This window comes from Arcobacter acticola, from assembly GCF_013177675.1.
In the GTDB taxonomy this organism is placed as follows: Bacteria; Campylobacterota; Campylobacteria; order Campylobacterales; family Arcobacteraceae; genus Aliarcobacter; species Aliarcobacter acticola.
The window spans coordinates 1103589-1119228 of sequence record NZ_CP042652.1; the positions used below are offsets into that span (position 1 = coordinate 1103589).

General features: G+C 27.6%; 17 protein-coding genes. 8 read left to right on the plus strand and 9 right to left on the minus strand.

Going from position 1 to position 15640, the window contains the following annotated elements:
• Positions 1–2: 2 nt before the first annotated feature.
• Positions 3–422, minus strand: coding sequence for an rRNA maturation RNase YbeY (gene ybeY / locus AACT_RS05775; RefSeq protein WP_172125829.1), 420 nt, complete (start codon positions 420–422; stop codon positions 3–5).
• A 75-nt stretch (positions 423–497) separates the two neighbouring features.
• On the minus strand, positions 498–1847 hold the full coding sequence (gene radA, locus AACT_RS05780; RefSeq protein ID WP_172125831.1) for a DNA repair protein RadA: 1350 nt from the start codon (positions 1845–1847) through the stop codon (positions 498–500).
• Positions 1848–1945: 98 nt separating this feature from the next.
• On the opposite strand from radA, the gene AACT_RS05785 reads away from it, so the two are divergent.
• Entirely contained in the window at positions 1946–2437 is a 492-nt protein-coding gene (locus AACT_RS05785) for a ribonuclease HI (RefSeq protein WP_172125833.1), read from the plus strand.
• On the opposite strand, the gene AACT_RS05790 is transcribed toward AACT_RS05785, so the two are convergent.
• Positions 2429–3412 (minus strand): lipid A deacylase LpxR family protein, encoded by a 984-nt coding sequence (locus tag AACT_RS05790; protein WP_172125835.1) that lies wholly within the window; start codon positions 3410–3412, stop codon positions 2429–2431. The genes AACT_RS05785 and AACT_RS05790 overlap by 9 nt on opposite strands.
• 61 nt (positions 3413–3473) lie before the next feature.
• Here AACT_RS05790 and AACT_RS05795 point away from each other — a divergent pair, with 61 nt between their 5' ends.
• Together AACT_RS05795 and AACT_RS05800 are read left to right on the plus strand one after the other, a co-directional pair.
• On the plus strand, positions 3474–4034 hold the full coding sequence (locus AACT_RS05795; protein WP_172125837.1) for a YqiA/YcfP family alpha/beta fold hydrolase: 561 nt from the start codon (positions 3474–3476) through the stop codon (positions 4032–4034).
• A gap of 161 nt (positions 4035–4195) precedes the next feature.
• Complete coding sequence (locus AACT_RS05800) at positions 4196–5251, plus strand: IS256 family transposase (RefSeq protein WP_172125839.1); 1056 nt, start codon at positions 4196–4198, stop codon at positions 5249–5251.
• A 183-nt stretch (positions 5252–5434) separates the two neighbouring features.
• On the opposite strand, the gene AACT_RS05805 is transcribed toward AACT_RS05800, so the two are convergent.
• From AACT_RS05805 to AACT_RS05825, 5 genes are all read right to left on the minus strand, one after another.
• Positions 5435–7075, minus strand: coding sequence for an IS1634 family transposase (locus AACT_RS05805; RefSeq protein WP_172125626.1), 1641 nt, complete (start codon positions 7073–7075; stop codon positions 5435–5437).
• A gap of 352 nt (positions 7076–7427) precedes the next feature.
• On the minus strand, positions 7428–8018 hold the full coding sequence (locus AACT_RS05810; RefSeq protein ID WP_172125841.1) for a hydrogenase-4 component G: 591 nt from the start codon (positions 8016–8018) through the stop codon (positions 7428–7430).
• Positions 8019–8089: 71 nt separating this feature from the next.
• Positions 8090–8734, minus strand: a complete 645-nt coding sequence (locus AACT_RS05815) for a hypothetical protein (protein WP_172125843.1) — start codon at positions 8732–8734, stop codon at positions 8090–8092.
• 14 nt (positions 8735–8748) lie between these two features.
• Entirely contained in the window at positions 8749–9675 is a 927-nt protein-coding gene (gene ftsY, locus AACT_RS05820) for a signal recognition particle-docking protein FtsY (RefSeq protein WP_228720566.1), read from the minus strand.
• A 129-nt stretch (positions 9676–9804) separates the two neighbouring features.
• The gene (locus AACT_RS05825) at positions 9805–10371 is read right to left on the minus strand and encodes a TlpA family protein disulfide reductase (RefSeq protein ID WP_172125847.1); all 567 of its coding nucleotides are present in this window, start codon (positions 10369–10371) and stop codon (positions 9805–9807) included.
• A gap of 61 nt (positions 10372–10432) precedes the next feature.
• Between AACT_RS05825 and AACT_RS05830 the strand changes: the two genes are divergently transcribed.
• The 4 genes from AACT_RS05830 to AACT_RS05845 are packed head-to-tail and all read left to right on the plus strand — an operon-like array spanning position 10433 to position 13960.
• Positions 10433–10972 (plus strand): 5-formyltetrahydrofolate cyclo-ligase, encoded by a 540-nt coding sequence (locus AACT_RS05830; protein ID WP_172125849.1) that lies wholly within the window; start codon positions 10433–10435, stop codon positions 10970–10972.
• A gap of 11 nt (positions 10973–10983) precedes the next feature.
• Positions 10984–12528, plus strand: coding sequence for a ribonuclease Y (gene rny / locus AACT_RS05835; protein ID WP_172125851.1), 1545 nt, complete (start codon positions 10984–10986; stop codon positions 12526–12528).
• Positions 12529–12557: 29 nt separating this feature from the next.
• A complete protein-coding gene (gene rsmD, locus AACT_RS05840; protein ID WP_172125853.1) occupies positions 12558–13154 on the plus strand; it encodes a 16S rRNA (guanine(966)-N(2))-methyltransferase RsmD in 597 nt (198 codons plus the stop codon).
• 5 nt (positions 13155–13159) lie between these two features.
• The gene (locus tag AACT_RS05845; RefSeq protein ID WP_172125855.1) at positions 13160–13960 is read left to right on the plus strand and encodes an ABC transporter permease; all 801 of its coding nucleotides are present in this window, start codon (positions 13160–13162) and stop codon (positions 13958–13960) included.
• Here the strand turns inward: AACT_RS05845 and AACT_RS05850 are convergent.
• On the minus strand, positions 13957–14778 hold the full coding sequence (locus AACT_RS05850) for an SDR family NAD(P)-dependent oxidoreductase (RefSeq protein WP_172125857.1): 822 nt from the start codon (positions 14776–14778) through the stop codon (positions 13957–13959). The two genes, AACT_RS05845 and AACT_RS05850, sit on opposite strands and share 4 nt — an antisense overlap.
• Before the next feature lie 73 nt (positions 14779–14851).
• On the opposite strand from AACT_RS05850, the gene AACT_RS05855 reads away from it, so the two are divergent.
• Positions 14852–15634 (plus strand): TIGR02757 family protein, encoded by a 783-nt coding sequence (locus AACT_RS05855; RefSeq protein ID WP_172125859.1) that lies wholly within the window; start codon positions 14852–14854, stop codon positions 15632–15634.
• Positions 15635–15640: the final 6 nt, after the last annotated feature.

Here is a 15640-nt window from a genome sequence, read left to right on the forward strand (position 1 = left end):
AATTACGAATTTCTAACAATCAAACTATCAGGTAAATTGAACTCTTTTATCAGTTCTTCTTCTTTAGCTCTGTGCTCACCGTTATCAACTTCATGGTCGTATCCTAAAAGATGTAATATTCCATGAATAAACAGAAGTGAAAACTCTTCATTGAAAGTATGATCGTACTCTTTTGCTTTTTCATCCACAAAATCAGTAGATATTACAATAGAACCTAAAGGCATATTAGGAAAATCAAAATCCATAGGAAAACTTAAAACATCAGTTGCTTTATCTATGTTTCTATGCTCTTTATTTAAAGCTTGAATTTCATCATTTTTTACTACCATTAGCTCAATGTCTTTTTTACTTAGAGAGTTTGCTATTTTTTCTAATATAGCAATATCAATTTGTAAATCTGTATTATTTTCTAATTCAATCATAATTATCCTTTTAAAAGTCCGATTGTATCAAAGATTCTATTAAAATAGTTCTATCATTTTAGATACACATAAATTCTAAAATAATTCAATCATTTTTGAAACTTCATCAACGGCAAATGTTTTGATATCAAGTTTTAGATTTGTTTTTTGAGCAATAACAGCTTTTTTCATACCTTGCGCTTGTGCTTCTTTTAGTCTTAAATCTATTGAATAAACATCTTTGATTTCACCTGTTAATGAAACCTCTCCTATAAAAGCTGATTCTTTTGAAATAGGTCTATCTCTATATGATGATATAATTGCAGCAATTACAGCTAAATCTGCTGAACTCTCTTTGATTTTTATCCCACCACTTATATTTATAAAAACATCGTAGTTATTTAGTGGTAAATCAATTTTCTTTTCAAGAAGTGCAAGAAGCATAGTAAGTCTATTTGCATCAAAACCTGTGGCACTTCTTTTTGGATTTGGATAAGTACTTTCAGTTACAAGAGCTTGAACTTCTAAAATAATAGCTCTGCTCCCTTCCATTACAACCGTAAGTGCAGAGCCTGCTTGAGCTTTACTTTTATCAAAAAACTTTGAAGCTATATCTTTTGCACTTATTAATCCCTCTGCTGTCATTTCAAAAATACCAATTTCTGAAGTTGAACCAAATCTATTTTTAAAGCCTCTTAGCATTCTTAGTTCCCTACTTGCTTCTCCTTCAAAATATAAAACAGTATCAACCATATGCTCTAAAACTCTTGGACCTGCTATACTTCCATCTTTTGTGATGTGTCCAATTATAAACATGGCTAAATCTGTCTCTTTTGCCTTTCTCATAAGCTCAAAAGTAATCTCTCGAACTTGACTCACACTTCCAGGGGCACTTGATAGATTTGATGAATAAATAGTTTGAATTGAGTCAATAATGCAAACTTCATAATTCTCTCTAAGAAGTTCATCTTGTATCTCTTCAAGTTTTATTTCACTTAATAAATATAAACTATCGTGATTTGCATCTAATCTATTAGCACGCAGTTTAATCTGTCCAGCACTCTCTTCTCCTGAAACATAAAGTACTTTTTTCCCAGATTTTGCAATACTTCCAGCAACTTTTAAAAGCAAGGTAGATTTCCCAACTCCTGGACTTCCTCCAATTAGGGTTAAACTTCCAGGAACTATTCCTCCACCTAAAACTAAGTCAAATTCATCATTAAAAGATGAAAATCTAGTTACGTTGTCTTGTTGTATTTGGGTAATTGGAACAGCTTTTGAAGTTGTATTTACTATTTTTGAACTATGCTTTAAAACCTCTTGCTGTTCTTGATTTAGTTCTATAAATGAATCCCATGAGCCACAATTTGGACATTTTCCAAGCCATTTTGTAGCTTGTTCTCCACAGTGTTGACACTCAAAAAGTGATGTTTTTTTCTTTGCCATAATAAAACCTTTTAAATATATGAAGAAATTATAATCAAATTTTTTATATGCTTTCTAAAATATGACATTTTGTAATGTAAAAAACTATACAATCTTTTATGAAAAAAATAAAATTATTTACAGATTCAAGTGTAAATCCCCAAGAAAAAATAGGTTTCGCTGCTTTTCTACTTTTAGATAATGAAAATATTTTTTTAGATGAGATGAAAAAAAATATAAAAACAAAAAGATTTGAGGATACAAGTTCAACTAAACTTGAACTTCAAACATTACTTTGGGCTTTAGATGAAATAGAAAATGACTCAAATACACTTATAGAAATTTATACTGATTGTCAAAATATAATAGGCTTAGAAAATAGAAGAAAAAAATTAGAATTAAATGATTATATATCATCAAAAGGAAAATTGATAAATAATCATGATTTATATAAATTTTTTTTTAAAGCACTTGATAATTTAAATCTAGTTTTTATTAAAGTTAAAGGGCATAAAAAAAGTAGCTTAAAAGATGAGATTGATGATATCTTTAATCTTGTGGATAAAGCTTCAAGAAATGCTCTAAGAGAAGAGTTAGCAAATCTAAAATAGATAAGCTAAACTTACTCCTCCCCAATTTTCATACTCGCTTTTATTATTTATTGATACAAATTTAGAGGTTTTATAAGTAAAAGATAAAACAAGGTTGTCAAAATATGTATCATAAGATATTACTTGAACAATAGTATCTTTTAACTTATTTAATCCATAAGATTTATCATAATTAGTAATATAGAAGTAGTCTGTATATGAGTATCCTAATCCATAAGATACAGACCATCCAAAGCTTTTATTTGATTTTGAATCAAGATTTAAAAGTTTGTTTTCATTAGCTCCAATAACTTTTCCAATTGTATTGAAGTTATTTGGATAATTATTTCCATATCTAATTGTTGAACCTGCCATTAATGCTCTATTATAATTTCCCACATCAACTCTAAAGTTGTTTATAATATCCATTTTTCCATAAGAGAATTCGTGTTTAAAAGCTTTGTATCCATAAGAATAAGAGAAGTTATATAAGAAATCATTCTCTAATTGATTGTTCCAACCTTTTGATTCATTGTTTCCTGTTATGTTGTGATATACCTTTTGAAAATTTTCTGCAGCTGAACTAGGTCCTATCATTCCTAAAGTCACCATATATTGATGAAAAAAATCCTCTTCCCATTTATATAAAATAAAATCTACAGTCACTACTCCAGCATAAGGTAGGTCATTTATAATTTTATTAGTATTCTTTATGTCATCAGGAGTAAATGTAAGATGAGATAAAGTCATTCCTAATGTTTGATATTTTGTATCATTGTTAAATGTAGGAATTTTTGATACTAAGTTAAAAAAACTATTATCATACTTATCTAAGTTATTTGTATCTTTGTTACTAAGATAAGTAAAAGCAGCACCATTTGTATAATGTTTGTCTTCACCATTTACAACATCATTTTCAATAAACCCTGAGATTACCTCTGCATTTAGACTTAAAGATAAAAGACATAATGGCATAATTTTTAAAAATAATTTCATTATCAATCCTTTTATTGTATTATTCTAAAATTATATAATAATAAATTGGGAAAAAAATAAAATGATAATATATATTCACGGATTTGCAAGTTCAGGATTTGGTTCAAAAGCAGAAAAATTTAAAGAGTATTTTGAGGACGAAATAATAACAATTTCTCTTCCAACTATTCCAAATTTAGCAATAAATACACTAGAGCAATTAATTGAAGCTTTTGTTAGTATAGATGAAGAGGTTAATTTAATAGGTTCTTCATTAGGTGGTTTTTATGCCTTGTATCTAGCAAATAAATATGATTTAAAAGCAGTTTTAATAAACCCAGCTGTAAATCCATGGGGAACACTTGATAGATATGAAGGTGTTGATTTTGTTACAAATTATTATGATGGTTCAAGATTTGAGTTTAATGCAAATCATATAAAATCATTAAAAAACTATGAAGTAGATTTTATTAAAACACCTGAAAATTTTATTACACTTTTACAAGAAGATGATGAGGTTTTAGATTTTAGTGAAGCCGCTCAAAAGTTAGAAGATACAGAATTAATAATAGAAGAGGGTGGAAGTCACTCATTTGAGGATATTGAGAGATATTTTAGAAAAATTAGTACATTTTTTAGATAAGTAAAATATACTAAAATATATACAGCTAAAAGAAAACTATTGATTTTCTTTTAGTGAGTTTATTTGGTAGTGTAAAAATAACTGTGTAAATTCAGAAATATCAATTTATTAGATAGAATAAAATATCTATTTAATGAATTGTTTAATTCAAGGATTTACAAATGAATATATTAAATAAAGAAGAATTAAGAAGACAAATTAGAGAAGGGAAAGAGATATCATTAGATGGTATTTTAGATGAATTTAAATCCCTTCTTAGAGAATCATTACAAACTGCAAGTGAAGAAGAACTAACCTCCCATCTTGGTTATGATAAACATCAAGAGTCTGATAATCCAAATTATCGTAATGGACATAATAAGAAATCATTAAAAACAAAATATGGTCAAGTAGATGTTTCAATACCAAGAGATAGAGATGGAACATTTGAACCTAAATTAGTTCCTAAACGAGAAAGACTTTTAAAAGGTAGTGAAGATTTAATACTTTCACTTTATGCAAAAGGAATGAGTGTAAGAGATATTCAATCACACTTAGATGATTTATACGGCTATGAGCTATCAGAACAAACAATTTCAAATATTACTAGTGCTATTTTAGATAAGGCAAAAGAGTGGCAAAATAGACCTCTAGAATCAATTTACCCAATTATCTTTATGGATGCCACAGTATTAAAAATAAGAGTTGATAGAGCAGTAAAAAATATAGCTGCATATATAATGCTAGGAATTACACTTGATGGTAAAAAAGATATTATAGGGATTTGGATAGGTGAAAATGAAACTTCTAAATATTGGCTAACACTTTTAAATGAATTAAAAAATAGAGGTGTAGAAGATGTGCTTATCTTTGCAATAGATGGATTAAATGGATTTAACCAAGCAATTCAAGCTGTTTATCCAAAAGCTGAAATACAAAGATGTATAGTTCATCAGATTCGTTCTTCTTTACGTTATGTTTCTTGGAAAGATAGGAAAGCAGTGGCACGTGAATTAAAAACAATTTATACAGCACCAACAGAAGAAGATGCACAACTTGCACTTACAGAGTTTAATGATATTTGGGGACAAAAATATCCTCATATTGCTCAATCTTGGTTAAATAACTGGAATGAACTTACAACTTTTTTTAAATATCCACAAGCAATAAAAACATTAATCTATACGACAAATCCAATTGAGTCATTAAATTCAACTATAAAAAGAAAAATAGCTTAGAGCGAACACAAAGTGTGAGAAAATCAAAAGGATCTTTCCCAACAATAGATTCAGCTTTTAAAATGTTATATCTTTCAACACAGGAGGTCCAAATAAAATGGGAGAAAAGTAGTATGAGAAATTGGAGTGAGATTTATCCTCCTGACTTCCGCGATAAGACACACAAATCAATATCTTGAAATTTCAAATAATATCTAAAATCTGTTTTTGTATTTCAGATGGATTAATAGGTATTATTTCATCATCTATTTTTACAGCAATTATATGCTCAATAATTTTGCGTAAAAATTTTTGTGAGAAATCAAATTTAACATCATTTAGTTTTAATTTTCTTTCAAACTCTTTATAGATTGCATAAGATACAAACGAAATTAAGATATGAGCTTTTATTCTTGTTTCTAGTCTATGATAAATAGGTCTTATTTTTAGATCAGTCTTTGAGATTCTAAAAGCTCGTTCTACATCATATTGATTATTATAGTGTTCAATTATTTCATTTGCTGTAAGATTAAAATCATTTGTTATAAATCCTTTGATACCATCTAATTTTTGATCTTCAATTATTTTTTGATTATTGATATTAAAAGTGATATCACATTTATGATCATCAATATTAAGATATTTAGCATAGTATGATAGTTTTAAATCTTTTTTTGTGATATTTTTTGTAGTCTTTATTTTCTCTTCTAATCTTTGCAATGCTTTATCTCTATTGTACTTATCTTTTTTTGCTCTTTTGAATGAATATGAAAGCACTAATCTTTGATTTACATTTATTGATTTTGAAACGCTAGTATCTTCATCTATTTTTTCTTTATAGGATATATCTTTATTAAATTTTAGTGTATGAATAGTACCATCATCAATAAATGTTAGATTTGTGATTTTTTCTTTTAAATCACTTGCGATACTTCTTGTTTTAGCAGCTAAAATATATTTATAATTATTCTCTTCTAAATAAGCTATATTTGCATTATTTAACATTCCACGATCAGCTACAACTATAGGTTTATTTGGAAGAACAAATTTCTCTTGGAATTTTTTGAGTATATCTACTAGTGTATGGCCTTCATATTTATTACCCTCATAAACTTCAAAGCTTAATGGATATCCTTGCAGTGTTGTAAACAATCCTAGTTGTATCTGAGGACGTGCTAATTTACCCTCTTTACTAAATCCAATACGTCTAAGATCATCTTCACTCTCACTCTCAAAGTATAATGTTGTTACATCATAAAAGGTTAATACTATTTCACCTTTCATTATATTTTTTGTATATTCAAATACACAGGTCTCTATTTTTGATTTTATTTCATCTTGGTACAAAGTATCTAAAAATCTATATATTTTATCACTTGTTATATCAATATTTTTAAAGTAACTTAGATAGTTTATAAGTTCAAGTTTACTCCCTGGATATAATAATCTTGAAATCACCAAACTTTTAAACAAAAAGTTTTTATCCTCTTTATTCCTAATATTTTTTGTATTTATATCTTTAAATAAATCATTACATCCAATATTATTAAACAATTTTCCAAATATAAGCTCATCACCTATTGGAATAAAGTCTTGTGTATTTAAACTTGAAAGTAGTTCTTTAAGTAGTATCTTTTTATTTGATTCTGATATTTTATTTGCAAAAAGATTTTGAGATAAATCATTGATTTTTACAAGAGCTTTTTCATAAAATTTTTCAATCTCTAGATCTTCAAAACTACAACCAATAGTTTCAACTACTTTGTATCCTCTATTTGTTCTATCTAATATTTGAACACTTATACTACCACTAGCATTTTTCTTTTTTCTAACTCTTAAATTCATAAAGAAATTTTAACAAATATACCCTTGAGACACACAAATAGTGTTTTCTTATTACCTATAAAGCCCTTTATTTAGGGATTCATATTTTTAAATTATTGATTTATTGAGTTATCGCGGAAGTCAGGAATAGCTTAGAGCGAACACAAAGTGTGAGAAAATCAAAAGGATCTTTCCCAACAATAGATTCAGCTTTTAAAATGTTATATCTTTCAACACAGGAGGTCCAAATAAAATGGGAGAAAAGTAGTATGAGAAATTGGAGTGAGATTTATCCTCAACTTTGCATATTTTTCAGTGAAATTATGGAAAAATATACAAAGTGATTAAAAGGGCAACTGGTGGTTTACACAGTTTATTTTACAGGCTCTTTTATTTTTTCATCAATCAAAGCTAATGTTCTTTCTTGTGTTTTATATGATATTTCAGGAAGTTCTCCTCCAAATAGTTCTTTAGCTTCTTCAAAACCTTTAACTATCCCCTCTCGTCCTTTTTCTAAAATTTCTAGATTATCACCTGCAAAACTAAATACAAAATTAGCAACCCTATTAGAAGTTTGAGTTACTCCAAAATATCCCTCATCACTTACTAGTTCTTTTGCTTCATCTTGAGAAAGTTCAATTATAGGTTTACCTGTATATCCTGTATTCTCAAGATTCATTCCACTTTGAGATTCTTTTCCACTTAAAAAATCTAATACATCTTGTTCTTGTGAACTTAAACCAGCTTGAGTTAGAGTATTATCTTTTGTAGTGCTTTGTGCATCCATGGCATAAAGTATATATTGTGAATTCATTGAAATAGATACTTTTACTGCTGATTCATTTACTATTTCTTCTAATGATTTTTCAGCTGCATTTTGGGTATTTTGATTTTCTATATTACTATTTTGATTAAAAGTATTTAATGCAATGTTCAAGGTATTTGTACTGCTTTGAATGTTCATTTTAAATCCTTTATCTTTTACTAGTATTATATAGTTTTTGAGTTTAAATTAAAAACAAAAAGAGAAATTAACTATTTAATTTCAATTTTCATTCTAAAATATCTTGGAAAATTCTCTTTTAAAGAATCATTAATTTTAAGTGGAAAAACTTGAGTAATTGAAGATCTAAAAAGTTCAAAATTATCTTTACTTCCATCCATAAAAGTTAGCTGTTCATATCTTCCATCTTTTAAAATTGTAACTCTTATATTTACAAAAGCATTATCTTTGATCAATGTTTTATCTACGTTACTTTCAATGTTTGCATATATTTTATCTTCAATACTTTTATAAAATATTTCAATGTCTGTTATTTCACTTAAGTTTGGAGTTTCTGTTTCTTTTACTTCTTTTGTTATTTCTTTTTTTACTTCAATTTTATCATCAGGTATAGCTTCAATTATATCTTTAGTCTCTTCTTCTATTTGAACTGGTTTTTCTCTTTGTGTTTGAATAATATCTTCGTTTATTTTTTCATCAGCAACTTTTTCATTGTTTATAGAATCTTTATCAACTTGTGAATCTGTTGAAACATTTCTCTCAACCACTGCTGGTTCATTTTGTATTTCTACTTCTTCATCTGATGCAAAAAAGAAACTATAAACTGCATATATTATTATTCCAATAACAAAAAGTATAATTGTATCTTCAATAAAAGATTTATTTTTCCCTCTCAAATTAACCCCTTTATCTATTTTTCAGCTGTATATATTTCATCAAGTAAACTATCAACAAAATCATCTGGACTAAATTCAATTAAATCATCCTGCTTTTCACCAATTCCCACATAGAATATTGGAAGTTCTAGTTGATTTGAAATAGAAAATAGTGCTCCACCTTTTGCTGTTCCATCAAGTTTTGTTACTATTATACCATTGATTCCAACCATTTCATTAAAAGCACGCGCTTGAGCAATTGCAGTGTTTCCTTGTGTTCCATCTAAAATCATTAGTTTTTGATGAGGGGCACCAATCATTGCTTTTTCACAAACTTTAACAATTTTTTTAAGTTCATTGTTTAGATTTGTTTGTGTTTGTAGTCTTCCTGCTGTGTCTATTATAACATTATCAATATCTCTAGCAATTGCAGCACTTATTGTATCATATGCCACTGCACTTGCATCATGACCTTGTTTTGTTTTAATAATAGGTACCTCTAATTTTGAAGCCCAAGTAGAAAGTTGTTCAATTGCTGCTGCTCTAAATGTATCTCCTGCTCCTAAAATAACTGTTTTTTGATTTTTCTTAGAAATATTTGCAAGTTTTGCAATAGTGGTAGTTTTTCCAGCTCCATTTACTCCAATAATTAATCTAACAAATGGCTTAGGTAAATTTGATAAATCAACTTTTGGTGCATGTTCAAATAACATTACAAGTCTATGTCTTAGTTGTTTTCTAGTAATTTCAGAAGGAAGTCCATTCATAGCTTTTTCTATTATTTCATATTCCATATCCGCTTCAATTAGAAGTTCTTGAATATCATCAAATGATATTTTTTCTTGTTTTTGAGGAACAACAGTTTTTATGCTTGCAAAAGTTTTTTCTAATGCTCTTGAAAAAAAGTTTTTTTTCTCTTGAGGAGTTTCTTCTTTTACCACTTCTATAATTGCAGAAGACATTTCTTTAATTGGCGTAATATCTGCTTCATGCTTTTTTATTGAATCAGATATATTTTCTTCTTCTAAAAATTCTTCATTTTTAACACTATCTTCTTTTTTCTTTTTAAAAAAACTAAACATAAATTACCTTTATTTTTGTAATACTTTTTTAATATCCATTTCCATCATTTCATTTGGAACTAATCCAACATATTTTTGGAAAATAGTACCTTCTTTATTTAATAGATACATAGTTGGAATAGATTTTACTCCACCAATTTCTTTTGCAAATTCAAAACCATCTGGACTATTTGTAACTGTATAGTTTATATTAAACTCTTTTATAAAAGCTAAAATGTCTTCATTTGTTTTCATCTCTTCTAAAAGTATAGAAACCACTACTAAGTCATTTCTGTAATCTTCTTGTAATTTAATAAGATTTGGGATTTCAACTTTACAAGGAGGACACCATGTTGCAAAAAAAGTTAAAAGTACCATTTTATCTGGATGCTCTTTTACAATAATTTTATCATTTTCTAATTTTATATTTATTATTGAATTATCAGTTGCTTTCAATTGAAATTCTGTTCTTTTTTCAACTATCTCTACTTTTTCTACTTTTGATTCATTAGTATCTTCTTTATTTTCTTTAGAATCACACCCTGCAAAGAATAAAATAGATAAAATTGATAAAAATGCTATGGTTTTAAACTGCATTTTAATTCCTTTGGGTAAAATTATTTGTTGGGTAGGAATTTTACCCAAGTGAGGCTTAAATATGAAAAACTATCACAAAAGTGATTTTAGAAAATCGTGCATAAAAAGATTAGAATTTACAAGCCTCTTTTTGAAGTATTATAAAAATAAAATTATTGTTAGAGAATTAAAAAAATTTATACAGCGAAGTGGATCAAAAAATATTTTATTATATATACCTTTGGGTATTGAAGTTGATGTTAAACCATTAATCGTAAGTTTAAGAAAATCGAGAAATAAGAGTGTATATGTTCCATATATGCAAGGGGATAGTTTTAAAATAGTAAAGTACAGACTTCCTTTGCATAAAAAAAAGTTTGGAATTAAAGAACCAAACAATTCTTTTGTTAACCCTGCGAAAGTTGACCTTGCAATAATTCCTGTGGTAGGAGTTGATGCATTAAATAAAAGAATAGGTTATGGAAAAGGCATGTACGATAGATTTTTCGATAGATTAAATTATAAACCAACAATGATTTTCACCCAATTAATACTTTGTAAAAGTGAACATGTATTATCTGATTGTTACGATATTCAAGCTGATTATATAATTACAAATTAAGGTTTTTGAATATGGAATACATAATTGTTAGTATCGTTGTAGGAGTTATAAGTTCTACAATGAGTATATTTGTTGTAAGAAAATTAGATAAAGCTAAATTTCAAGTTTTTATTGAACAAGCAAAAGCTAAAGCAAAAGTTATTGAGCATGAAGCAGAGGTTTCACTAAAAGATGCTCAATTAAAAGCTAAATTTGAGTGTGATAAAGAGTTTAAACACGCACGTCGTGAATATGACATAATGCTTTCTAAGATTGAAAAAAAAGAGAGAGAATTAAACGAACACTTAGAATCAGAATTAAGAATTATTAGACTTGAAAAAGAGGAAATAATTGAAAAAAATAAAAAGATAACAACTTTAAAAGAGGGAATTGAACAACAAAAAAGAACTTATGAAGAGAAAACTTATGAAGCTATAAAAATACTTGAAAATGCTTCTGGTTTAACTTTGATTGAGGCAAAAGATTTAATGCTTAAAAAAGTAAAAGAAGATTCACGTGCTGAAATAGCATCTATATTTAGAAAAAAATATAAAATTGCAGAACAAAACACTAAAAATGAAATTAATAACATGTTCTCAATGGCAGTTACTAGATATGCAGGTGAGTTTGCAGCTGAAAGACTTATTAATAATGTGCCTATTAGTGATGAAGAAACAAAAGGTAAAATTATTGGTAAAGAAGGTAGAAATATTAAAGCTCTTGAGATGTTATTAGGAGTTGATATTATTATAGATGATACTCCAAATATGATTACTATCTCATCTTTTAATTTATATAGAAGAGCAATTGCTACAAGAACAATCCAAGAACTTTTAGAAGATGGAAGAATTCAACCAGCAAGAATTGAAGAAATTTATAAAAAAGTAAAATCTGAATTTGACAAAAATATCCAAAAAGAGGGTGAAGATGTTGTTCTTGAGCTTGGAATTAAAGCTATGCATCCAGAACTTATTAAGCTTGTTGGAAGATTAAGATATAGAGCATCTTATGGTCAAAATGCCTTAGCTCATACCCTTGAAGTTGCGCACTTAGCTGGATTAATTGCAGCGCAAATGGGTGGAGATGCAATACTAGCAAGACGAGCAGGTCTTTTACATGATATTGGAAAAGCCTTAACTCATGAAATGCCAGGTTCACATGTACACTTAGGTGCAGATATTTGTAGAAGATATGATGAGTGTGATACTGTAATAAATGGAATTTATGCTCACCATGGACATGAAGAACCTATAAATGTAGAATCAGCTTCTGTATGTGCAGCTGATGCATTAAGTGCGGCACGTCCAGGTGCTAGAAGAGAAGTACTTGAAAGTTTCTTAAAAAGAGTAGAAGAAGTTGAGAATATTTCTACTAGTAAATTAGGTGTTTTAAATGCTTATGCTATAAATGCGGGTAGAGAAGTTAGAGTTATTGTAAAAGCTGAACTTGTAAATGATGATGAAGCTATATTATTAGCAACTGAAATTGCAAAAGAAATTGAGCAAAAAGTACAATATCCAGGTGAAATAAAAGTAAATGTTATTAGAGAATTAAGAGCAGAAAGTTATGCTAGATAATCAAACAATTTTAGATAAAGGACTAGTTTATGGCAAGTGATAGACCAACTACAAAAATAATTGCAGGTAAGTATAAAGGAAAAATTTTAGAATTACCTTCTTTGGATGTAACAAGAAGTTCAAAAGCTAGATTAAAAGAGTCCTTATTTAATGTTTTACAGTTTGATATAATTGATAAAATTTTTATTGAATCATTTGCAGGAAGTGGTTCTATTGGATTAGAAGCTATTAGTCGAGGTGCAAAAAGAGCATATTTTATAGAAAAAGATAGAAACTCTTATCAAATTTTGTTAAAAAATTGTAAAGCTGTAGAAATGGAAAAATGTCAAACTGTGCAAGCAAATACTTTTGTTCAGACTCCATTAATTTTAGATTTTTTAAAATCTTCGAAAGATGAAATTGTTTTATATGTTGATCCTCCTTTTGATTATAGAGATGGAATGGATGATATATATGTACAATCATTTGATATGATAAGAAATATTGAATTAGATAATATTTTTATAGTAATAATTGAGCACGTAAGCTCACTTGAAATGCCAGAAGTTTTAGGAAGATTTACACTTAATAAAACTAAAACATTTGGTAAAAGTGCTCTTTCTTATTATTTTTATACACAAGAGTAAAATATATGTTTAAAGTAGCTTTATATCTCTTGATTACAGTTATTTTAACTATTTTTCTAATGCCTTTTTTTTATACGGTTTCTCCTTATCAGTTGGATCCCAGTAAAATATTAGAAGCTCCATCTTTAAGCCATCTATTTGGAACTGATAGACTAGGTAGAGATATGTTAGCTAGAGTATTGCAAGGCGGTCAAACTTCATTGATTATTGGTTTTCTTGCAGCTTCTATTTCTTCTATTCTTGGATTAGTTATAGGAATTACAGCTGGATATTTTAAGGGAAATGTTGATAGAACCATTACTATTGTAATTGATCTTTTTTTAACTTTTCCTACTTTCTTTTTATTGTTAGCATTGGTTTCTTATATACAAGCTTCTTCTTTGATTTTAATTATTGTTATTTCAATTACAGGTTGGATGGGAATGTCAAGATTAATTAGATCTGAGAGTTTTGCAATTGGAAATAAACCTTTCATAAAAATATTAAGATTATCTAATGTTTCTACATTTAAAATTATATTTAAATATTTTGCACCAATACTTGCTCCAATTTTTTTGATATCATTTACTTTTGGAGTAGGTGGTTCAATATTAGCAGAATCAGGACTTTCTTTTTTAGGACTTGGTATAAATGCTCCCCAAATGTCTTGGGGAAGTTTACTAAGTGATGGTAAGGCTGTTATTGATATTGCTTGGTGGGTTAGTTTTTTCCCTGGTTTAATGATATTTTTAATCACATTTTGTTTAATACAAATATCTGATTATCTTCAAGGTCTTGCAAACTCAAAAGAGATGATAAAAAATTAGATTTTATTTAATAATTTATCCATTAAAGAAGTAGAAAGAATTCTTTTTAAAAATCCTAAAATATAAGTAGCTTTTGTTACATAATATCTAGGCTTTGGTTTTTGTGTTTGCATGATTTTTAGCACTACATTTGCTACACTAGTAGCTGGAAGATTAAAAGGGGCATTGTTATCATTTGATTCAAGTCTAACTTTCAACTCTTTTTTATAAACTTCTTCGAAAAAACTTCCTTCTATTTGAATATTTTTATTGAATTTTATTAAAGCATTTTCTCTAAATTTTGATGTAACAGGCCCTGTATTTATAGTGCTAATAAAAATATTACTTCCTAATACTTCTTGTCTTAATGTATCAGTTATTCCTTCAATTGCATATTTACTTGCATTATATGCACCTCTATATTTTAAAGAGATGATTCCAAGAACAGAGCTGTGTTGGATGATTTTTCCAAAGCCTTGAGTTCTAAATATTTTCATCGCTTGTAAGGTAACTTCATGAAGTCCAAAGAAGTTTGTATCAAATTGTTCTTTAAGTGTATCAACACTTAAATCTTCTACAGCACCAGGTTGTCCATAGCCTGCGTTATTAAAAACTGCATCTAGTTTTATATCATTTTTTATAATAGTTTCAAAAGCATTTGAAATATCTTCTTTATTTTTAACATCTATTTGAAAAGTTTCAAAGCCTAAATCTTTTAACATTTGTACATCTTCTTCTTTTCTAGCACTTGCATAAACTTTATAATTATTTTCTTTTAGAGTAAGGGCTGTTTGTAATCCAATTCCTGAAGAACAACCCGTTATTAATATATTTTGCATAATTTTAATCCATTTTACTTTTTTGAAATGCTATTATAACTAAAAATATTTGTATAGAGATTTTAGGAAAGATATGACAAAAAGAGATAAAGAGATAAAAGAGCTTTTAGATAATGAAGTAAATCAACGAAATAATAATTTAGAATTAACATATGATAAGCCAGATCCACTTTTAGTAGCTAGTAGATATGATGATGAATTTATAATTCTTTTATGTGCTTTATTTGCCTATGGAAATGCAAGATTGATAGTAAAACTTTTAGATACATTTGAATTTTCATTACTTGAAAAAAGTGATGAAATGATAGATAAGGAATTAGACTCTTTTTATTATAGATTTCAAAACTCCCAAGATATAAAAACAATTTTTAAAACTTTTAAACGATTAAAACAAATAGATAGTTTAAATAGTATATTTGTAAATGCATATAAAAAAGAAAATAGCGTTTTAGAAGGAATAGATGCTTTAATTCAAACTATTCACAATATTGCAAACTATAAGTCACAAGGCTTTACTTTTTTAATTTCTAGCCCTTTTAAAAGAGATAAGCAAGGAATAATAAAAGAGTTGGGAAATGCTCCATATAAAAGATGGAATATGTACTTGCGTTGGATGGTAAGAGATGATAATTTAGATTTAGGACTTTGGCGTGGTGTTGATAAAAAAGATTTGATTTTACCTTTAGATACTCACACTTTTAAAGTTTCTCAAAAACTAGGACTTTTAGATAGACAAAGTTATGATTTAAAATCAGCACTTTTAATAACACAAAAACTTAAAGAGTTTGATAGTTTAGATCCTATTAAGTACGATTTTTCATTATATAGGATTGGACAGGAGAAGATTAAAATCTAATCATAT